This window comes from Tabrizicola oligotrophica, from assembly GCF_011008935.1.
Lineage (GTDB): Bacteria > Pseudomonadota > Alphaproteobacteria > Rhodobacterales > Rhodobacteraceae > Tabrizicola_A > Tabrizicola_A oligotrophica.
On record NZ_JAAIVJ010000019.1, the window covers coordinates 14214 to 35083 of the forward strand.

18 protein-coding genes are annotated in these 20870 nt (G+C 64.8%); 6 read left to right on the plus strand and 12 right to left on the minus strand.

From position 1 onward, the window contains the following. Nucleotides 1-382 precede the first annotated feature (382 nt). Together G4Z14_RS17465 and G4Z14_RS17470 are read left to right on the plus strand one after the other, a co-directional pair. On the plus strand, nucleotides 383-856 hold the full coding sequence (locus G4Z14_RS17465) for an Lrp/AsnC family transcriptional regulator (RefSeq protein WP_164628048.1): 474 nt from the start codon (nucleotides 383-385) through the stop codon (nucleotides 854-856). Between the two features lie 81 nt (nucleotides 857-937). Continuing rightward, entirely contained in the window at nucleotides 938-1612 is a 675-nt protein-coding gene (locus G4Z14_RS17470; protein WP_164628050.1) for a helix-turn-helix domain-containing protein, read from the plus strand. A 77-nt stretch (nucleotides 1613-1689) separates the two neighbouring features. Here G4Z14_RS17470 and G4Z14_RS17475 read toward each other — a convergent pair whose 3' ends face one another. The 8 genes from G4Z14_RS17475 to G4Z14_RS17510 form a co-directional block, all read right to left on the minus strand. Then, the gene (locus tag G4Z14_RS17475; protein WP_164628051.1) at nucleotides 1690-2709 is read right to left on the minus strand and encodes a glycoside hydrolase family 3 N-terminal domain-containing protein; all 1020 of its coding nucleotides are present in this window, start codon (nucleotides 2707-2709) and stop codon (nucleotides 1690-1692) included. 59 nt (nucleotides 2710-2768) lie between these two features. Then, nucleotides 2769-4274, minus strand: a complete 1506-nt coding sequence (locus tag G4Z14_RS17480; RefSeq protein ID WP_164628052.1) for a GMC oxidoreductase — start codon at nucleotides 4272-4274, stop codon at nucleotides 2769-2771. A 10-nt stretch (nucleotides 4275-4284) separates the two neighbouring features. Continuing rightward, nucleotides 4285-5376 (minus strand): ABC transporter ATP-binding protein, encoded by a 1092-nt coding sequence (locus tag G4Z14_RS17485; protein WP_164628053.1) that lies wholly within the window; start codon nucleotides 5374-5376, stop codon nucleotides 4285-4287. A 4-nt stretch (nucleotides 5377-5380) separates the two neighbouring features. Next, nucleotides 5381-6259: a carbohydrate ABC transporter permease gene (locus tag G4Z14_RS17490; protein WP_164628054.1), complete on the minus strand. Its 879-nt coding sequence runs from the start codon at nucleotides 6257-6259 to the stop codon at nucleotides 5381-5383. Next, nucleotides 6249-7145, minus strand: a complete 897-nt coding sequence (locus G4Z14_RS17495) for a carbohydrate ABC transporter permease (protein ID WP_164628055.1) — start codon at nucleotides 7143-7145, stop codon at nucleotides 6249-6251. The genes G4Z14_RS17490 and G4Z14_RS17495 overlap by 11 nt, the downstream gene beginning before the upstream one ends. Before the next feature lie 79 nt (nucleotides 7146-7224). Further along, entirely contained in the window at nucleotides 7225-8478 is a 1254-nt protein-coding gene (locus G4Z14_RS17500; protein WP_164628056.1) for an ABC transporter substrate-binding protein, read from the minus strand. Nucleotides 8479-8542: 64 nt separating this feature from the next. Then, nucleotides 8543-9853, minus strand: a complete 1311-nt coding sequence (hisD, locus tag G4Z14_RS17505) for a histidinol dehydrogenase (RefSeq protein ID WP_164628057.1) — start codon at nucleotides 9851-9853, stop codon at nucleotides 8543-8545. 89 nt (nucleotides 9854-9942) lie between these two features. Continuing rightward, nucleotides 9943-11745: a thiamine pyrophosphate-binding protein gene (locus tag G4Z14_RS17510; protein WP_164628059.1), complete on the minus strand. Its 1803-nt coding sequence runs from the start codon at nucleotides 11743-11745 to the stop codon at nucleotides 9943-9945. Between the two features lie 139 nt (nucleotides 11746-11884). On the opposite strand from G4Z14_RS17510, the gene G4Z14_RS17515 reads away from it, so the two are divergent. From G4Z14_RS17515 to G4Z14_RS17525, 3 genes are all read left to right on the plus strand, one after another. Continuing rightward, nucleotides 11885-12706 carry a helix-turn-helix domain-containing protein gene (locus G4Z14_RS17515; RefSeq protein ID WP_164628061.1) on the plus strand — a complete coding sequence of 274 codons (822 nt, stop codon included), beginning with the start codon at nucleotides 11885-11887 and terminating at the stop codon, nucleotides 12704-12706. Nucleotides 12707-12804: 98 nt separating this feature from the next. Continuing rightward, a complete protein-coding gene (locus G4Z14_RS17520) occupies nucleotides 12805-13500 on the plus strand; it encodes a hypothetical protein (RefSeq protein ID WP_164628063.1) in 696 nt (231 codons plus the stop codon). A gap of 35 nt (nucleotides 13501-13535) precedes the next feature. Beyond that, on the plus strand, nucleotides 13536-14876 hold the full coding sequence (locus G4Z14_RS17525; RefSeq protein WP_321573072.1) for an aspartate ammonia-lyase: 1341 nt from the start codon (nucleotides 13536-13538) through the stop codon (nucleotides 14874-14876). Here the strand turns inward: G4Z14_RS17525 and G4Z14_RS17530 are convergent, their stop codons facing one another. The 4 genes from G4Z14_RS17530 to G4Z14_RS17545 form a co-directional block, all read right to left on the minus strand. Next, nucleotides 14877-15263 carry a VOC family protein gene (locus G4Z14_RS17530; RefSeq protein WP_227751836.1) on the minus strand — a complete coding sequence of 129 codons (387 nt, stop codon included), beginning with the start codon at nucleotides 15261-15263 and terminating at the stop codon, nucleotides 14877-14879. It lies immediately after the preceding gene. Nucleotides 15264-15266: 3 nt separating this feature from the next. After that, on the minus strand, nucleotides 15267-16154 hold the full coding sequence (locus tag G4Z14_RS17535; RefSeq protein ID WP_164628067.1) for a sugar phosphate isomerase/epimerase family protein: 888 nt from the start codon (nucleotides 16152-16154) through the stop codon (nucleotides 15267-15269). 23 nt (nucleotides 16155-16177) lie between these two features. Then, entirely contained in the window at nucleotides 16178-17770 is a 1593-nt protein-coding gene (locus tag G4Z14_RS17540; RefSeq protein ID WP_164628069.1) for a GMC family oxidoreductase, read from the minus strand. Nucleotides 17771-18065: 295 nt separating this feature from the next. Beyond that, nucleotides 18066-19217, minus strand: coding sequence for a DmpA family aminopeptidase (locus G4Z14_RS17545; protein WP_227751837.1), 1152 nt, complete (start codon nucleotides 19215-19217; stop codon nucleotides 18066-18068). Nucleotides 19218-19333: 116 nt separating this feature from the next. Between G4Z14_RS17545 and G4Z14_RS17550 the strand changes: the two genes are divergently transcribed. Continuing rightward, nucleotides 19334-20842, plus strand: a complete 1509-nt coding sequence (locus G4Z14_RS17550; protein ID WP_227751838.1) for an ABC transporter substrate-binding protein — start codon at nucleotides 19334-19336, stop codon at nucleotides 20840-20842. Nucleotides 20843-20870: the final 28 nt, after the last annotated feature.

The window sequence follows — 20870 nt, forward strand, 5'->3', positions numbered from 1 at the left end:
TAACGACACGGGAAGTCGAGTATTTCAACGGAATATTCACGCTAAAGTTTGTCGTGATTAGAGAAGAAAATTCTCCGCGCCGACCAAGGCGCATGGCCCCTGAAGTCTGCGAATAAACTGTTCCATTACAAAGCCTTGCGACAGACATTCAGTGCGCTGGCCAGTTTTCCGCCAGACCGGAGCGCCGCCTTTCAGCCAAAGCCCGCGATTCGCCCCTGCCCCAGTCGGGCCGGATTGCCCTTGTTTCAAGCCACGGGGAGATGCCGGGAAGATGTCCCAAGGTCGCGCCGCAAATAAACACGACAAACACTATAGACATTTGGTATTTTCAAGGCATGCTGAAAGAGAAGCCCCGGATCGCCGTCGCCCTGGAGAAGAGAACATGGACGCCCTTGACCTGATCGACCGCAAGATCGTGGCGGAACTGATGCGCGATGCCACGCTGCCGATTGCGCAGGTCGCCGACAAGGTGGGGCTGTCGCAAACTCCGTGCTGGAAGCGCATCCAGAAGCTGGAGGCAACCGGCGTGCTGACCGGCCGGGTGTCGCTGGCCGACCCGGGCAAGCTGGGATTTGGCCTGACTGTCTTTGTCGGCATCGAGGCTGCCGACCATTCGGCGGACTGGCGCGAGGCTTTTGCCAAGGCCACCAGAGAGTTGCCGCAGATCATGGAGGTCTACCGGATGGCAGGCGAGATGGACTATCTCCTGCGCGTCGCGGTGCCGGACATGGCGGCCTTCGATCTGCTCTACAAGCGGCTGACCGATGCCGTGCCGATCAAGAACGTCACCAGCCATTTCGCGATGGAACGGATGAAGTTCACCACTGCCTATCCGGTCGACACCCTGTCACGCTAGGGTCGAAGACCCCTGCCCCCCGGCCCGCTGATGACAGTGCCGTTCAGATCGCTCTGGCGGTAAGGCCGCGGCGGGGAGGACTTGCGCTTTGTCCTGATCGCCGATGCCGAGGTGCCGGGCAATCCCGCCGTCGGGTTCCGCGATGCCCTTGTCCGGCACTGGCACCGGGGCGGCATGGTCGGGGCCTGGGGCGGTGGCTGTGTGGCGCTGGTGGAGGCCGGAATGCTGGCCCATCGGCCCGACTTCGTCCCTGCCGGGCAGTCTTTCCGTGATGACGGTCGGGTTCTGACTTCGATCGGCAAGGCCATGGTCTCGGACTTGGTGCGGCACCTCATCCGGCTCCGATGCGGGCAGCAGGTCATGATCGGCGCAATGGACCACTGCCTGATCCGCCGCACGCCGGACGACGGCCGGGCTGGCTTTGGACACCCGGCCGCCCGCCCGGCTCCGATCGCCCCCCGCATTGCAACGCTCGACCGCTGGATCGAGGACAACATCTCACGCCGGTTCAAGGCCTGCGATCTGGCGCCGACGGTGGGTCTGTCTGTCCGTCAGCTGGAGCGGCTGTTCCTGCGCCATCTTGACCGTACCCCAGCCGAGCATCTGGAACACAAGCGGTTGTCGCTTGCGCTGACGCTGATGCGGCAGACCAATCTCGGGGTCGACGGAATAGCGCGCTCGACCGGGCACCGCTGCCTTGCAACCTTCCGCAGGAAGTTCAGACGCAAGTTCGGCACCTCGCCCGTCCTGACATGACGTCCGGCGCCCTTGCGCCGGACAGGTGGCCGGATCCTGCGCGCCGGGACGGCGTGGTGGATCAGCTCGGCGACTGCTCACGCCGTCGCATAGCGATCTGCCAGCGCCCGAACCTTCTGCGCCGACACGGCCAGCGCTTCGGCAGAAATCCTGCCGTTCCTTGCGGCGGCGGCAATCGCTGCGGCAACCTGATCGAGCTGGTCGTCAATATCGGCCAACAGCAGAAGATCGCACCCCGCGCTCAAGGCGTCGACGGCGACCTCTGCCACAGTTGAACCTTGCAGCGTCGCCGCCGAGTCCAGATCGTCGGCCATGATGACACCGGCAAAGCCCATCCGCTGGCGCAACAAGGCGATGACCGTGCCCGAGCGCAAGGCGGCTTTCGAAGCATCCAGCGCCGAGACGATTGCGGGCCCGACCATGACCAGCTCGGCGCCGGCCCGAATGGGGGCCTCAAATGCGATGAGCCCGGCCTCAACGTCTTGCAAAGCCAACGGATTGACCGTTTCCGCATCCGTCGCGGGATCGCCGGTCGTCGCACCGAAACCGGGGAAATGCTTGACCGTTGCGGCAACCCCTGCGCGCTGGACCCCGCGCACATAGGCTGCTGACTGGCGACCGATCACTTCGGCGTTCGTTGACCATGTGCGCCCGTTCAGCCAGGGGTTCTGCCCGATCAGGACGTCCACGATGGGCGCGAGAAAGCCGTTGACGCCCATGCCCGCGGCAACTTCGGCGATGCGCTGCGCCGTCCTTTCGATCTGCTCTTCCGCTACCTCGCCCAGCATGGCCCGGTCTGGGAATTGCGGCACGAGGTCATGAAGGCGACAGATGCCCCCCATCTCCTGATCCACAAAGCTCAGCAATCTCCCGGAGCGCGCCTTGGCCGTGGCTGTGACCTTGCGGAAGGTGTCGGGCGTCTCCGCGGCGATGCGGTCGGCGCTCATCCGCCGGGCAACATATTCGGCTCGGCTTTCACCAAGCAGGATTGAAACCCCGCCCCTGTCCAGACAGCGCAGCGTTGCGTCACTGAGCGTTGTGCCGTCAAACGCCGGCAGCAAAACGGCATGGGCATCTTGTTCGATCGAGGTGGTCAAAATCGTATCGCCTTCTCTTGGGTCCGAAGGCCCGCGCCTTCTGTTGTCTTGCGGATCATTCAGGCCGCATCTTTCAGGAAGCGCTTGACGGACTCCGCGGCACGCAGCACCAGGGCCGCCACTGTCAGCGCCGGATTGACTGCAGCGGACGTGGGCAGGACAGAGGCATCCGCAATCCACATGTTCCGGATCTGATGCGCCCGCAATTCCGGATTGACCACCGACCGCGCCGGGTCATCGCCCAGCCGCGCCGTGCCGCATTGGTGCGAGGTGGTCTTGCGGCCGAAGGTATGGACCAGCACGATGGGAAATCCGGCGCGCTTCATCACCGCCTTGGTGCGGGCGATCAAGGCCTGATGCGCGGCCATGTTGCTGCGCTGCCAGTGCATGACGATCTGGCCGTCCTGCACCATCACCCGGCTTTCCGGGTTGGGCAGGTCTTCGCTTTGCAGAAACCAGCCAAAGGCATAGCCCGCCACCAGCCGCGCAAGGGGCATCGGCAGCAGCGGCATGTTGGCCTTCAGGATCGGCGCGGTGATGCGGCCCAGCCCCTGCACATTGCCCAAGGGTCGGCCAGTTTCGGGGTCGGCATCGTAGAAGTCATTGAAGCTGATGGTCTTTTGATAGACCGAGGTGTTGCGCAGCCGGGGGTCGATGGTCAGCATGGCGGACGAGTTGTGGTTCATGAAGTTCCGCCCGACCTGATCGGAGCCATTGGCCAGCCCGGCCGGATGCGCGGCATTGGCCGAGCGCAGCAGAAGCGCCGCCGACTGGATCGCCCCGGCCGCCACCGCAAAGGCGCGCGCCGTCAACCGCTCTTCGCGCCCCCCCGCCCGGACAATCGCCGCAACCACCCTGTGCCCGCTGGCGTCGGTTTCCAGACGCAGCACCTCGGCCCCGGTCCGCAGCCGGACGTTCGGGTGCGCCAGCGCCTCGGTCAGCGGGCCGGATTCGGCGTCGATCTTGCCCTTGCCGGTGTTCGGGAAGGCGTCCCAGCCGGTCTTGCCCTCGGCCAGCCAGCTGTCGATGTCGATGGCCAAAGGCAGCGAGGACGGGTGCGCCCCGGCCTTCGCCAACCGCGCGCGGACCTTTTGCATCACCGGCTCGTCCGGCACCGGGGGAAAGCCGTAAGCGGTGGAATGGGGCGGTTCGGTCGGATCCTCGCCGGCAGTGCCGCGCACCTTGTAAAGCGCCTCGGCGCGGCCATACCACGGCTCCAGCTCGGCATAACTCATCGGCCAGCCCGGAGAGGCGCCTTGCAGATGTGCGCGGGGCTGAAAGTCGGTCTCGCGGTAGCGATACATCACCGCGCCGAAGAATTTCGAGTTGCCGCCCACCACATAGTAATTGCCCGCCACAAAGGGCGTGCCGTCCGATCCCATCCATGTCTCGGTCGGCGCATAATGGCCGCGGCGGAAGATCGCCACATCGTCGCGCGCCTCGGGCGCAGGGAGCAGGCGCTCGCCCTTCTCAAGGATCAGGATCTTCTGACCCGACGGCGCAAGGGCGGCGGCCAAGGTCGCCCCGCCGATGCCCGAGCCGATGATGATGAGATCTGCGTCCATGGCGGCAACCTCAGTCCAGCCGGGTTTCAGTGGCCGCATCAAAGATCACGACCTTGTCCTCCTTGACGGCCAAGGCCAGCCTGTCCCCCGCGGCGGCCGCGAAGGGTTCCAGCCGGGCAATCACCTCGGTGCCGCCCATGGTGAAGACGGCCAGCGTATCGGGGCCGGTCGGCTCCACCACGTCGATCTGCACGGCCAGCCCAGCGCCCGCGGTCAGCGAGAAATGTTCCGGCCGGATGCCCAGCAGCACCTTTTGGCCATGATAGCCTTTCAAGGCCGCCGCCGACAGCGCAATGCCGGCAATCCGCGCCTCGCCCGAGGGCAGCGAAACCGCCGCTTCGGCCCGGCCATCGGCGCCGACATGCAGCGTGGCCGGAATGATGTTCATCGCCGGAGAGCCGACAAACCGCGCGACATAGGTGTTGGCGGGGCGGTCATAGACCTCTTGCGGCGGGCCGAAATGCTGCACGATACCGTCCTTCATCACCGCGATGCGGGTGGCCAGCGTCATCGCCTCGATCTGGTCATGGGTGACATAGACGATCGTGGTGCCAAGCCGCTGGTGCAGGCGCTTGATCTCGGTGCGCATGTCGACGCGCAACTTGGCGTCAAGGTTCGACAGCGGTTCGTCGAACAGAAACAACTTTGGCTCGCGCACCACCGCGCGGCCCATGGCGACGCGCTGGCGCTGGCCGCCCGAAAGCTGGCTGGGGCGGCGGTCCAGGAGATGCCCCATCTGCAGCATGTCGGCCGCCGCCTGCGTTGCCTTCGCCCGCTCGGCCGCCGGCACGCCGCGGATCTTCATGCCGAACTCGATGTTCTGGCGCACCGTCATCGTGGGGTAAAGCGCGTAGGACTGGAACACCATGGCGATGTCGCGGTCCTTGGGCGACAGGTCATTGACCACCTCGCCCGCGATGCGGATCTCGCCCGCGGTTATGTCCTCCAGCCCCGCGATCATGTTCAAAAGCGTGGACTTGCCGCAGCCCGACGGCCCGAGCAGCACCAGAAAATCCCCGTCGCCGACCGAGATGCTGACCTCTTTCAGCACATCCATCTGGCCATAGGATTTCTTCACGCGGTCGATTTCAAGCGTTGCCATGGGATCAGCCTTTCACAGCGCCCGCCGTCAGCCCGCGCACGAAATAGCGGCCCGCGACGACATAGACGACAAGGGTGGGGATTGCGGCGATCATGGCCGAGGCCATGTCGACGTTATACTGTTTGCGGCCCATCGTGACGTTGACGATGTTGTTCAGGGCCACGGTGACGGGTGAACTTTCCCCGGCGGTGAACGAGACGCCGAACAGGAAATCGTTCCAGATCTGGGTGAACTGCCAGATGCAGCTGACCACGATGATCGGCAGCGCGGCGGGCAGCATGATGGAAAAGAAGATGCGGAAGAAGCCCGCGCCGTCGATCTGCGCCGCCTTGGTCAGCTCATCGGGAATGGTGATGAAGTAGTTGCGGAAGAACAGTGTGGTAAAGGCGATGCCATAGACCGTATGCACCAGCACCAGCCCCGGAATGCTGCCGGCCAGCCCCAGCCGGCCCAGAACCTGCGCCATCGGCAGCAGCACGGCCTGAAACGGCAGGAAGCAGCCGAACAAGAGCATCCCGAACACGATGTTCGATCCACGGAACCGCCATTTCGTCAGCACATAGCCGTTGATCGCGCCGATCCCCGAGGACAGGATCACCGCCGGAATGACCATCATGAGCGAGTTGACGAAATAGGGCTGGAGGCCTTCGCATTTGGTGCCGATGCAGGCGGTGGACCAGGCCTTGCCCCAGGCCTCGAAGGTGACAGCCTGCGGCATGCCGATGAAGGAGCCGGAATAGATTTCATCCAGCGATTTCAGTGAGGTGACGATCATCACCCAGAGCGGCATCAGATAGAACGCCGCCAGCGCGATCAGCGCGCCATAGATGAAGGCCCGGCCGATCAGCCGTGCGCGGCGGGCAGAGCGGCGATCAGTGGCCATTCCGGTCCTCCTTCAGTTCGGAATACAGGTAAGGGACGATGATGGCGGCGACGGTCATCAGCATCATCATGGCGCTCGCCGCGCCCACGCCCATCTGGTTGCGCAGGAAGGTGGCCGAGAACATGAAGGTCGAGGGCATCTCGGTGGCCGACCCCGGCCCGGCATTGGTCAGCGCCAGCACCAGATCAAAACTTTTGATCGAGATGTAGGACAAAAGCACGATCACCGACAGGAAGGCCGGACGCAGCATCGGCACGATGATGGCGAGGTAGATGCGTGTCAGACCCGCGCCTTCGATCTGGGCGGCCTTGATGATGGAATTGTCGATGCCGCGCAGCCCGGCCAGAAAGATCGCCATGGCAAAGCCGGTCGATTGCCAGACGGCGGCGATGACGACGCAGTAGATTGCCACCTCGGGCCTTGTGATCCAGTCGAAGGTGAAGCTGGTCCAGCCCAGATCGTTCACCACCTTCTGCACGCCCAGCGTCGGGTTCATGATCCATTTCCAGGCGGTGCCGGTCACGATGAACGACAGCGCCATGGGGTAAAGATAGATCGCCCGCAACACGCCCTCGGCGCGGATCTTCTGGTCCAGCAGGATCGCCATGAAGAGCCCGATGGCGATGGTGACGGCCAGAAACAGCGCGGTGAACAGAAACAGGTTTTCCACCGCCGTGATCCAGCGCGGGGTGGACCACAGGCGGACATACTGATCCAGCCCGACGAAATCGAAGCGCGGCATCATCTTGGACGAGCTGAACGAGATCGCCGCCGTCCAGACGATGAACAGATAGACGCCGACGCTCACCGCCAGAATGCTGGGCGACAGCACCAGTTTCGGCAGCAGCGCCGCCAGCCGGTCCTTGAAGGTCAGGGGTCTTCGCATGGCAGCGTCCTTTTCGGTCTTTCGGCGGGAAGGGAAATCGGCCTGCCGGGCACCCCGGCAGACCGTTTGGTGCCTTGGCTCAGCGCGCGTTGTTGATGCCGTCGACCAGCATCTGGACAGCCTCTTGCGAGGTCATCTCGGTCACGAAGAACTGGCCGACCACGTCGAAGAACACGCCGGCAAACTGCGGCTGGGCCGCAAAGCCTTCGGTCAGGCCGCCCACCATGGTTCCGGCGGCCACGGCGGCCTCGCGGTCGGCAAAGCTGCGCTTGGCGCAATCGTCGAAGTCATCCACCGGAACATCGGTGCGGGCCGGGATCGAACCCTTGATCAGGTTGAAGTTCTTCTGGTTCTCGGCATCCATCACAGTCTCGACCCAGGCATCCTGCCCGGCGGTGATGGCGGGATCTTCGTTGCCGAAGGTGCCGAACGAGTCGATCACAAACTTGAAGTTCGGCGTCGCGGCCGGGGTCGGGAAGCACAGGAAGTCGACGCCGGGCTTCATGCCCTTGGCCAGAAACTCGCCCTTGGCCCAGTCGCCCATGATCTGCATCGCCGCCTCGCCCGAAGCAACCATGCCGGTGGCGACCGCCCAGTCACGCCCGGTATAGCCCGCATCCACCAGACCGCGCACTTCGCCCAAGGTATCGAAAGCCTTTAGCATTTCCGGGCCCGACAACGCGGCTTCGTCAAGGTCGATCACCGCCTTGCGATAGAAATCGGTGCCGTTCTGGTCGGTCAGGATCGCCTCGAACACCTCCAGGATCTGCCAGCTCTGATCCGACAGCGCAATCGGAGTGACGCCGGCCTCTTTCAGCGTCTTGCCGGCGGCAATCAGCTCGTCCCAGCTTTTCGGCTCGGTGATGCCGTGCGCGTCGAACACCGCCTTGTTGGCCCAGACCCAGTTCTGCCGGTGCATGTTGATCGGCACCGCGAAATAGTCGTCGCCCGCCTTGACGAAGGGCAGGATCGCCGGGGCAATCGCGGCCTCCCAGCCGTTCTTGGCGTAGGGTTCGTTCAGCGAACGCAGCGCGCCCTCATTGGCCCACTCCACCCCCTCATAGCCCAGAAGCTGCATGGTTGCGGGCGGGTTGCCGGCCGCCATGCGGGTGCGCAGCGCCTGCGTCGCGTTGGCGCCCGACAGACCGCCGACAGCGCTGTCTTCCCAGGTGAAGCCCTTGGCGCCAAGGCTGTCGGTCAGCACTTTCAGCGCGCCGACCTCGCTTTCGGACACCCAGTGATGGATGCCTTCCACCTTGCCCTCGGCATGGGCCGTGGAAGCCAGCGGCAGCACCAGTGCTGTCGCCATCAGGAATTTCGTGACTTTCGACATGTCGTCTCCTCTCTGTGATGGAATTTGCCCGCCGGCTGATGATCTCTTGTCGGGCGGTTGGGGGTCAGAGCGCCTCGGCGGGCTGACCGTAGGGAACGTTGCGCCCGCCATAGCGGCGCACGCGGAGGTTCGATTGCTCGGCATGGCCGACAAAACCCTCCATGTGGCACAGCCGCGAGCCGATGGCGCCGATCATGGCGGCGGCCTCGTCGGTCAGGATGCGCTGATAGGTGCAGGTTTTCAGGAACTTGCCGACCCAGAGCCCGCCCGAATAGCGGGCCGAGGTCAGGGTGGGCAGCGTGTGGTTGGTGCCGATCACCTTGTCACCGAAGGACACATTGGTGCGCTGGCCAAGGAACAACGCGCCATAGTTCTTCATGTTGGTCAGGAAATAATCCGGGTCCGCGGTCATCACCTGCACATGTTCCGACGCCACCCGGTCAGCTTCGGAAACCATTTCCTCCAGCGTGTCGCACAGGATGATCTCGCCAAAGTCGCGCCAGGCCTTGCCGGCGATTTCCGCGGTGGGCAGGATTTGCAGGATGCGGTCGATCTCGCGCAGCGTGTCGCGGGCCAGCGCCTCGGAGTTGGTGATCAAGACCGCGGGCGAGTTGGCGCCATGTTCGGCCTGCCCCAGAAGATCGGTCGCCACCACCTCGCCGTCGGAGGTGTCGTCGGCGATCACCAGCGTTTCCGTCGGGCCGGCAAAAAGGTCGATCCCGACACGCCCGAACATCAGCCGCTTGGCTTCGGCGACATAGGCGTTGCCGGGGCCGGCGAGCATGTCGACGGGCCGGATGGTTTCGGTGCCGTGGCCCATCGCGGCAATCGCCTGCACGCCGCCCAAGACATAGATCTCGTCCGCCCCGGCCAGCGCCTGCGCCGCCACGATCTTGGGGGCAATCTGGCCCTTGAACGGCGGGGCGCAGGTGATGACGCGGTCGCAGCCGGCGACTTTGGCGGTCAGCACCGTCATATGGGCCGAGGCCAGCAGCGGATATTTCCCGCCCGGCACATAGCAGCCGACATTGGCGATCGGAATGTTCTTGTGGCCCAGCACCACGCCCGGCAAGGTTTCGACCTCCAGATCCAGCATGGTGTCGCGCTGCGCCTTGGCAAAGTTGCGCACCTGATCCTGCGCGAAGTCGAGATCCTTGCGTTCCTGCTTGGTCAGCCCGTCAATGCAGGCGCGGATTTCCGCCTCGGTCAGCCGATAGCTGTCACGGTCCAGCCCGTCGAACTTGACCGACAGGCGGCGCACGGCGGTATCGCCGTTTTCCTCCACATCGCGCAGCAGGTCCTGCACGGTCCGGGTAACGGCGGGGTCCGAGGTGACGCCCTGCGTCAGACGCGCGGATTTGAGGTAGCGGATCATGGCAAACCTTTCACATGCGGCCGCTTGGGCCGTCTTGTGGGATCAGGGGAAACTGTGGCCCGCCGGGGAGGGCGGCGGGCCTGCCGGGGTCAGAGATGCTGCTCTTTGGCGCGCATCTCGGCGTAGCCGGCCTGTTCTTTCTCGTAATAGGCGGGCGAGGGGAAATCCCACCAGCCGGTGGCAAAGGGGCCGGCCGCATCGCGCGACACGATCACCTCGACCAGCGCAGGCCCGCCGCACTCCAGCGCGGCTTTCAGGCTGCGCTCCAGATCTTCGTCCTTTTCCACCTTCCAAGCTTCCAGGCCAAAGGCGCGGGCGGTTGCCGTCAGGTCGGCCGAATAGGGCTGGCCGTTGCCGGCGTGGTGGTTGAACTCCGAGGCGACATGCCGGCCCATGAACTTGCGCTGCCCGCCGCGGATCGACATGTAGCCCTGGTTGTTCAGCACCAGAAACACCACGTTGATGCCGTTCATCACCGCACAGCCCATTTCCGGCAGGCTCATCATGAAATCACCGTCGCCGACGATGGCCACCACCTGCTTGTCCGGGCAGGCGAGTTTCGCCCCCATCGCCGCCGGCACCGCCCAGCCCATCGGCGAGAACGAGCCCGAGGTCAGATGCGTGCGCGGCTCGTAGATCGGGAAGCTTTGCTTCACCGAGCCTTGGGTATTGCCCGAGCCGACCACCACGATGCCGTCGCGGTCCAGCACCTTGCGCAGCGCCATCAGCGGGCGCTGCGAGGTGAAGGGCGTCTCGCGGCTTTCCTCGCGCGGGCCAACCTGCGCGCGCCAGTCCGCCTTGGCCTTGGCGACATCGGCAAGGAAGGTCTCGCGCTTTGACAGGGCCTTTTTCGAGTCGGCATCCGACAGCATGGCAAGCAGGGCTTCCAGCGCCACTTTGGCATCGGCGACGATGCCCACCTCGGTCGGATAGGTCTTGCCGATCTCGCGCGGATCAAGGTCGATGTGAATGAGCTTGCCCGGCGGGATCGAGAACGAAACCCCTTTGGCATAGGACGAGGCCGACCAGTCGGTGAAGCGGCAGCCGACTGAAATCACCACATCGGCCGAGGCGGTGATGGCGTTGCCGCAGGTGGTGCCAGTCTGGCCAACGGCACCGACAAACAGCGCGTGATCTTCCGAAATCGCGCCCTTGCCGTTCCAGGTGATCGACACCGCCGCCCCCAGCTTTTCAGCCAGCCGGGTCAGCTCTTTCGACGCATTGGCCGTAATGGCCCCGCCGCCGGCCACGATCACCGGACGTTCGGCCGCCAGCAGCACCTTGATCGCCGCCTCGATGGATTTCGGATCGGGATAGGCCACGCCCACCGGCATCCGGGTTTCCAGCGGGTGAATCGTCACCTCCTCGGCCTCGACCTGCACATCCATCGGCACCTCGACATGCACCGGGCCGGGGCGGCCGGTGAGCATTTCGTTGAAGGCGCGGTGCATGATGGTCGGCAGGGTCTTGACCGAATTCGCCGCCCAGGCGCGTTTCGTCACCTGCTCGGTGATGCGCAGGAAGGCATTGTCCTGCTGACGCTCGATTTCCTGCATCGTGCCGTGACCGTGCATGTAGGTCTGCGGCGAGCCGGAGACATAGAAGAGCGCGGTCGAGTCGGTGTAAGCGGTTGCCAGACCGATGATCGTGTTCGTCGCCCCCGGCCCGACCGAGGTGGAACAGGCCATCGGGCGGCCCGAAGCGCGCCAATAGCCGTCGGCCATGTGGACGGCGCTTTGTTCGTGCATCACCTGAATGAAGGGAATGTGCGAGTCCGGCTGCATGAAGGCATCGAACAGGGACCAGATGCCGTGGCCCGGCACCCCGGCCACATACTCCACGCCGTAATCCTTCAAGGCCCGTGCAACGACCTCACCACCCGTCAGTTTCATGTGGTTCTCCCCTCAATTCCGGGGCCGGTGCCCCCATTTGCTGCGGAAAGGTTCGCGGCAGAGGGCTTGCAAAGCAACTTCGCATGGCGCAGTTTAGTGACGCAAACTGACGCAACAAAGTGCGCGTAAAGGGGGCAGGATGCAAAGCGACGACCGGGCCGAAGCCTTTGCCGCGAACCTGCGCTACCTCTGCGACCAGCGCGGCTCGATCTCGCTGATCTGCCGGAAGATCCAGATCAACCGGCAGCAGTTCAACAAGTACCTGTCCGGCCGGCACATGCCTTCGGCCGCCAATATCCGCCTGATTGCCGATCATTTCGGCCTTAGCCCCGATGTGCTGGCCAGCCCGCATGCCGAGTTTCGCGCCCTGATCGACGGCAACTTCTTTGATGCCTTCAACCGGATGCGCGCCGCGCCGCAGGTGCAGAAATTCCTTGCCACCGTGATGTCGGCCCCCGGCGCGGTGGAACAGGCGCTGGTGGGGGTCTATGACCGCTATCAGTTCTCGTCGATCTACCCGCGCCGCATCCTGCGCGCGTCGCTCTGCGTCTATCAGGGCTCGGACCTGCTGCAACACACCTATGTCGAACACTTCCCCAGCCACGACGACCCGCAGAAGACCGCCTATACCTTCAAGTATCACGGCTTTGTCCTGCCGATCGAAAACCGCATCTTCACCGTCGATTTCGAAACCGTGCAGCGCAACGAGATGACTTTCGGCATCTATTCGACGGTGCAGCGCAACACCAAGCGGTTCATGTTCGGCATCACCTCGGGCATCGCGGCGACCATGTTCCGCCAGCCCTTCGCCACCCGAATCGCGCTGCATTACCGCCGGCCAGGCCTGTTGAAGCGCGAGGATCTGGCCGCGACCACGGCCTTGGACATGAACGACAGCTCGATCCCGCGCGAGGTGCGCGAATATCTGGGCGACACGCCGGACATGATCAAGCCGAGCTGACTTGCGTCAGGTTGCGTCAGGAAAACGCCGGGCGCGAAATGGGCAGAGGCCCCGGCGCGTGGTCTTTTGACGGCAAGCCTTCGAACCGGAGTGAAGCCATGCCGAACCACCTGCGCCCCCTCGCCTTTGCCGACGAGTTCATCCACGCCGAACTGGTGGAGGATGCCCGCGACTTTGCCGTTGACGATGCGGTTGTCGTCAACCTGTCGCCGCGCCCGATGGTGACGGGCGAGGCGCACCCGGCCATCGTTCCGGCGTGGAAATCCACCTGGCTGAAGGGCGGGGTGATCAAGTCGGCCGAACGCGCCGCGCTCATCAAGGTGAAGAAGGCCACCAACCTTGGCGGCTGCGGCTTGCGCGGCTGGGATTGGCTGGGCAACCGCATCAAGAGCTTCCCGCGCGACACGCCACTTTACATTTCGGCCTTCGACCATGTCGGCGAGGTGGTGACGGACCCGCGGGTGTTCACCAACGAACGCAGCGCACCGACCGAAGAGCAAACCTTCGACATGCGGCTGAACCTGTGGTGGTCGCCCGGTGACACCGATTGCTTTATCCACAACGAGCACCCGTTCCTTGAGGTGCATACCCAGATCCACGGTCTTGGCCGCATGCAGAAATTCCACGACCGCAGCGAGGCGACGCTTTACGAAGACGTGCCGATGGGCATCGGCTATTCGCACGATCCGTTCTGCCGCGTGACCGGGCCGAACCAGTGGACCTATCCGTGGCACCGCTACTATGCCGACACCGATTCGGTCTGGCTGGCGGTCGAATTGCACCCGCGGGCCTGATCGCCATGACCGACCGTCACAGGGGAGCCGGGGCCGTGCGGCAGGAAGCAGACGCGCTCGGCCCGGTCGCAGTTCCGTTCGACGCGCTTTATGGCGCGCAAACGGCGCGGGCGATTGTGAACTTCCCGATCTCGGGCACGCGGATCGGACGGTTCCCCGGCTTGCTCTGCGCGCTGGCCCGGATCAAGATCGCCGCCGCCCGCGCCAATGCCAGACTGGGCGCGCTGCCCGCGGAAAAGGCCGCGACCATCGAAAAGGTCTGCGCCGAAATCATCGCCGGCCAGCATCACCAGCATTTCCCGGTGGACGTGTTTCAGGGCGGCGCCGGCACTTCGACCAACATGAACATGAACGAGGTGATCGCCAATCGCGGGCTGGAACTGATGGGCCATCCCTGCGGCAGCTATGCCCATCTGCACCCCAACGACGACGTCAACCGCTCGCAATCGACGAATGACGTCTATCCGACCGCCATCCGCATCGCCCTGATGAGCGACATTCCCCTGCTGATGACCAGCCTTTCGGATCTGGCCGCCGCCTTCGAGGCCAAGGGCGCAGCCTTTGCCGGCATTGCCAAACTCGGGCGGACCGAGTTGCAGGATGCCGTGCCGATGACGCTGGGCGCCGAAATGCGCGCCTATGGCACGACGCTGCGCGAGGATGTCGACCGCCTGCGGGCGACGGTCGGCATGCTGGCCGAGATCAATCTCGGCGGCACCGCGATCGGCACCGGGGTTGCCGCGCCCGAAGGCTACCGCGAGGCGGCCTTTGCCGAACTGGTCGCGCTGACCGGCCTGCCCCTGAAACCCGCCGCCGACCTGATGGAGGCAAGCTGGGACGCCGGCGTCTTCGTGCATGTCTCGGGCGTTCTGAAGCGGGTGGCGACGAAACTGTCCAAGATCGCCAATGACCTGCGGCTGCTGTCCTCCGGCCCGCGCGGAGGGCTGGGAGAAATCCGCCTGCCGCCGATGCAACCGGGCTCGTCCATCATGCCGGGCAAGGTCAATCCGGTGATCTGCGAGATGGTCAATCAGGTGGCCTTCCACGTCATCGGCGCCGATGTCACGATTTCCTTTGCCGCCGAGGCCGGGCAACTGCAACTGAACGCCTTCGAGCCGATCATGGCCTTCGAGCTGCTGCAATCCGTCGCCCTGTTGCGCAACGCCGCCGAGGTGTTCCGCCTGCGCTGCATCGACGGGATCGAGGCCGATGCCGACCGCTGCCGCCGCAATCTGGAGGCGTCGACGGCATATTTTGCCGAGCTGGTGCCGGAGATCGGCTATGAAAACGCCTCGCAGCTGGCCCGGCAAATGCTGGCAGATGGTCAAAGCTGGACGGATGTCGTGGCCGGCCTGCAACGGGGCGATGGCGCCTGATCAGGCGGTGATCTCGATCAGGTTGCCATCCGGGTCGCACAGGATCGCCTCATAGAACCCGTCCCCGGTGGAACGCGGCGCGGCCTTCAGCGCCCCATGCGGGCGCATGCGCTCGGCCAGCGCGTCCACCGCCGCTTTCGACCCGAGCGACAGGGCGACATGGGCATAACCCTGCGCTTCCGCCACAAAGGCCGGGCCGACCCAGGGGCCGCTCATCACCTCGATTTCCGCCCCGTCGCCAAAGCGCAGAAACCGGGAAAGATAGCCGGGCCGGTTGCGGCTTTGATAGAGCGGCCCTACCTCGGCCCCGAAGGCCAAGGTCCAGAAGGCGCAGAGCCGGTCGATATCCGGGGTCCACAGCGCCACATGGGCAACGCGGATGGTCATTGCTCAGCCCCCTCCCCCGGTTCCGATCAGCCCGGCCATCAACCCATGCAACTCGCGGGCCACGACAAAGCTGTTGTCCTGCTGCTGCCGGCGGCAGAACAGCTCGCAACTCCACCAGCCCTGATAGCCTGTCGATTTTACCGCATCCACCCAGTCTTGCAGCACCAGCGCCCCCTGCCCGGTCGGCACGTCTCGCAGCACGGATTCGTCCGGAATGCCGCCCGCAAAGGCCAGACTGTCACAGACATGCACGCCGTAGATCAGATCGCCCGGCAGCGCCGCCACATCTTCGGGCCGGTCGCCTGAAGCGTAGCAATGCCAGAAATCCACCGCCAGCCGCAGGTTCGGCCGGTTTGCGCGGCGGATCACCTCGACCTGAGCGGCCAGCCGGTTCAGGGGCGCCCAGGCCAGCGCCTCGAGATAGAGAAGCAGGCCATCTTCGGCGGCAATGTCGGCCAGCTCGGCCAGATTGCGGGCGGTGATCTGCACCTGCTCGTCGCGCGGCAGGCGCAACACGCCCTCGTAAAGCCCCGAGCTGCCGCCCGACGCAAAGGCCTGCACCGCCTGCACCTGCACCGGCCCGGTCAGCACCTGCACCCCCCTGGCCCCGGCGATTCCCGCCAGCCGGAACAGCGCGCGGGCGTCCTGCAACAGGGCGGCGTGATCTTCCCCCTGCCGTTCGATGTCCAACAGGAACCCCAGCCCCGGCACATCGACCGGGGCGAGCCATGCCGCCAGCTCCGCCTCGGTGATGCCGCCCTCCAGCGCCGCGCGCATCTTGGCGCCCGACACCTCCAGCCCCTGAAACCCGGTCTGGCGCATGATCTCCAGATCAATCGCCAAGGGAGCGTGGCGCGAGACCAGCCCGTGATAGATCAGTTTCTGCGCCATGGTCCGTCCTTTTACAAAGGTGTTCAACTGCCGGCCTTGATCAAGTCGGCGGCCTTTTCGCCAATCATGATGCAGACCGCGTTCGGATTGCCGGAAATCAGTTGCGGCATGACCGAGGCATCGGCCACCCGCAGCCCGTCAATCCCATGCAGCCGCAACTGCGGATCGACGACGGCCATCTCGTCGCTGCCCATCCGGCAGGTGCCCGACGGGTGCAGCGCGGCATGGGCCTCGGTCTGGCAGAACCGGCGCACCTCGGCCCGCGACATCACCCGGTCCTCGGGCAGGTGCCGCCGCGCGACAAAGCGGCGGATTGCCGGACGCTCCATCACCTCCATGGCAAAGAGGGTGGCGTCTGTCACCGCGTCGAGATCGCGCGGGTCGCCGAAGTAATTCGGCCGCACGCGCGGGAAGGCGGCCGGATCGGCGCTGGAGAGCAGAACCTCGCCGCGCGACCTTGGCCGGATCTGCCCGAGATTGACGGTGCAGCCATTGCCGCCCGGCACGCCATCGACGCCTTCCTCGATCCCCGCGCCGCAGACCAGAAAGAACTGGCAATCCGGCAGGGTCTCGCCCCGGTCGCCCCACCAGAAGGCCCCCGCCTCGATCAGGTTCGAGGTGGCGGGTCCGCTGCCGAACAGCAGATATTCGAGCCCCGCCATCGCCCGCCAGTGCAGCTTCTTGTAGCGGTCATAGCTGTGCGGGCCGTTCAGCTGATAGACCAGCGAAATCTCGATATGGTCCTGCAGGTTCTGGCCGACGCCGGGCAGGTCAAGAACGCAAGAAATGCCGTGCTGCGCCAGATGTGCCGCCGGCCCGATGCCCGACAGCATCAGAAGCTGCGGCGTCGCAATCGCCCCGGCGGACAGGATGACCTCGCGCCGGGCGCGCAGGGTTTTCAGCCGCCCGCGCCGGATGTATTCCACCCCCACTGCCCGGCCGTTCTCGATCAGCACCCGCGTCACCCGCGCCCCGCTGTGCAGGGCCAGATTGGGCCGCCCCAGCGCGGGATGAACATAGGCCACCGCCGCCGATGACCGCCGCCGCCCGCGCGCGGTGATCTGGTACAGCCCCGCCCCTGCCTGATCGCCCGAATTGAAATCGGGGTTCAGCGGCAGACCCTGTTCCTGACAGGCCAGAAGCCAGGCCCGGCTCAGCGGATGGATGCGGTCGATGTCCGAAACCTTGAGCGGACCGTCCGTGCCATGCGCAGGGCCGGCGAAACGGTTGTTGTCCTCGGCCTTGCGGAAATAGGGCAGCACATCGGCATATCCCCAGCCGGCTGCGCCCTGTGCCTCCCATGCGGCGTAATCTGCCGGGTTGCCGCGAATGTAGATCATCGCGTTGACCGAACTGCCGCCGCCCAGAACCGAGGCCTGCACCATGTCGGGGTCATCGGTGCGGCCTTGACCTGCGCCCGGCTCCCACGGGAAGCGTTTCAGGAGGCCGCCCTGCGCCGTCTTGTAATAGGCCCCGGGAATGTGAATCCACGGGCTGCGGTCACGCGGTCCTTCTTCCAGAAGCGCCACAGAGCAGGCCGGATCCTCGGACAACCTGCCGGCCAAGACGCAGCCGGTCGAGCCGCCGCCGACAATGATGTAGTCAACATCCGCCATCCGAATTCTCCCGCTGTCCATGGCAGACGTACTCAATCGCCCAAGGGCAGGGAACTTCGCGCCCGACGAAATCCTGACGCAACCTGACGCAACAGCGACCCTGCCCCGGCGCGCTTGCCTGCCGGAAGGAGAGGTCGAGGGCCGGTCCGGGAGGGCTGTCGGCGATCAAGCCGATGCCGCGCCATCGGTTCGGGCCCGATGCCGCGGTGAACCGGGTTCACGTCGCAGGCGACCTCACGGATGCGCCGACACCAAGGCCGAACGGCACCCTGTCGCGCCGGCAAGGGAGCTCAAGTCAGGGAGCGCCGTTCGGACGACCATACTTCGCCATGATCCTTTTCAGGCGCTCATGGTCGATTGCTGTCCATTTGGCCGTGCCGTCCGCGACGCCGGGGAACTTGACCATGGACATGGTTTCTGCCGCGACCAGCGCGTTCAGGATCGCCTCTTCGACCGCGTCCACGGCGGCGTTGTAGACCTGCTCGATGTAATGGTCGCCCAGCGCGCTCATGGTGTTGAACAGCGGATGCTCATCCTGAATCATGCGGGGCCAGCCAATGTCGTTGGCGGTCGAGAAGGCCAGGATGATGTCGCCCGAATAGTGTCCGCCCGGACTGCCAGTGCGGCCGATGCCGATGGCCCCGCGCTTGGCGATCCGCTTGAGCTGGTTGGGCAAAAGCGGAATGTCGGTGCCGATGATGACGATGATCGAGCCGGTCTCGTGCATGTGGCCGCGCGACAAGGGCGCATCCTCGGGCCATTCGCGGCCCACCGGCACGCCGCGCACCATCAGGTTCGGCCGGCTGCCGAAGTTGGACTGGACCAGCGCCCCGACGGTATAGGTCTTGTCGCCGAAGCCTACTCGCCGCGAGGCGGTGCCGGTGCCGCCCTTGAATTCATAGGTCATCATGCCGGTGCCGCCCCCGACATTGCCTTCGGCCACCCGGCCGCCGCTGGCGCCGTTCATCGCCGCAAGCGCATGGTCAGCCGTGATGTGCTGGCCGCAGATGTCATTGGCCAGCCCGTCATAGGTTTCGGCCACGACCGGAAGCGCCCAGCCGTGATCGCCGACGAAATGGCTGTCGTAGGTGTCGATCATCCACCGGGTTGCAGCGTGATGGACCATTCCGACCGAATGGGTATTGGTGATGCAGATCGGGCCGATGAAATAGCCGGCCTCGTTGATCCAATGGGTTCCGGTCATCTCGCCATTGCCATTCAGGTTGAAATGGCCGGCCCAGACCGGGCTGGGGGATTTGGTCTTGCCGCGGGGCAGGATGGCGGTCACGCCGGTCCGGACCGGGCCCTTGCCCGGCTCGACCGGACCATCGCCCTGAATGATCGTGGTCAGGCCGACCTCGACGCCGGGAATATCTGTCAGGGCATTGTTCGGGCCGGGGGTTCCATCGAAGGGAATGCCGAGGTCACGGGCGCGGGGCTTGGTCAACTGAATCTCCTGTCGACGAAAGGTTGCAGGGTTGCGCAGATTGTTATGGAAAACTAACATTAACACAAGTAGGATATTTTAATAACAATCATCATCATCGAATCAGGGAGTCCCAAATGAAGCCAGCCCTCACCAGAATGCTGCTCGCCTCGGCGGCCAGCCTCTTGTTCATTGCCGCACCAGCACTGGCCGACAAGATCAGGATCGGATCGCCCTATCAGACCAGCACGCTGGACCCGATGCGCTCGGCCGCCGCCGGCTCGATCGAGACCTTTGGCCAGCTTTACTCGCGCCTGCTGCGGATCGACGAGGCCGGACAGCTGGCGCCGGGCCTGGCCGAGACCTGGGAGGTCAGCGAGGACGGCAAGATCATCACCCTGACGCTGCGGGACGCCAAGTTCTCGAATGGCGAACCGATCACCGCCGAGGACGTGGTGTTCTCGCTGCTGCGGGTGCGCGACACGCCGGATTCTGCCTATCCGGCCCCGATCCAGACCCTTGATACCGCCGAAGCGGTCGATGCCAGCACCGTCAAGCTGACGCTCAAGCACGCCTTTGCGCCGTTCCTTGGCAATCTTGAAGTGTTCAACGCCGGCATCGTGTCGAAGGCGGATGTCGAGGCGCGCGGCGAAGCTGCCTTTGTCGAGAATGTCGTGACCTCGGGCCCCTACATGGTGGAGGCTTGGATTCCCAACGACCGGCTCATCATCGCTCCGAACCCGAATTACTGGCGGACAGGCTTTCCCAAGAACGAAGGCGCCGAGCTGATCGAAATTCCTGCGGCCACAACGCGCGTCTCGATGCTGCTGTCGGGCGAACTGGATGTCGTACGGGACGTGCCCTGGTCGCAGGTCGCCGAAGTGACGGCCAATCCAGGCTACGCAATGCCGATGGAGCCGTCGACCGTCGTCTATGTCGGGCTTCTGAACCATGCGCGCCCGCCCTTCGACAACATCGCCGTGCGTCAGGCCGCCGCGATGGCGCTGGACACCGCGGCCATTGCCCAGGCCGTCACCTTCGGCGCGGCCAAACCGGCCAACAGCACCATTCCCAACACGCTGAAATACTACGATCCCGATCTCAAGGTGAATGGCTTCGACCCGGCCGCCGCCAAGGCAATGATCGACTCATCGGGTTATGACGGCTCTGAGCTGACCATCCTCGTGTCGGAATCCGCAGAAAGCGAACAGCAGGCGGTGCTGATGCAGGCACTCTGGGCGCAGATCGGCCTGAAGGCCAAAATCGAGAAGGCCGATGCCGGCACCTTCTGGTCGCGGCTGACGTCGGGCGATTACGACGCCACGCCGACCTGGTATTACAATGAAACCACCGACCCCGACCTTGCGGTGCGGTGGGCGCTGTGCGGAGCCTGCGGCAACAACGCCTATTACACCTTCTATGCCAACCCCGAAGTCGACAAGCTGGTCGAACAGGGCGCCGCCGAGCTGGACGAGACCAAGCGGGCCGCGATCTATGCCGAGATGCAGCGCATCACCACCACCGAAGTTTCGCAGATCCCGATCTACTACCCGCCCTTCGCCAATGCCTACAGCACCGCGCTGCACGGCCTTGGCATGACGCCGGCCCTGCAATGGACGCTGGAAGGCGCCACGCTGGACAAGTGACGACTTTCTCCGGCGGGCCACAAGTCTG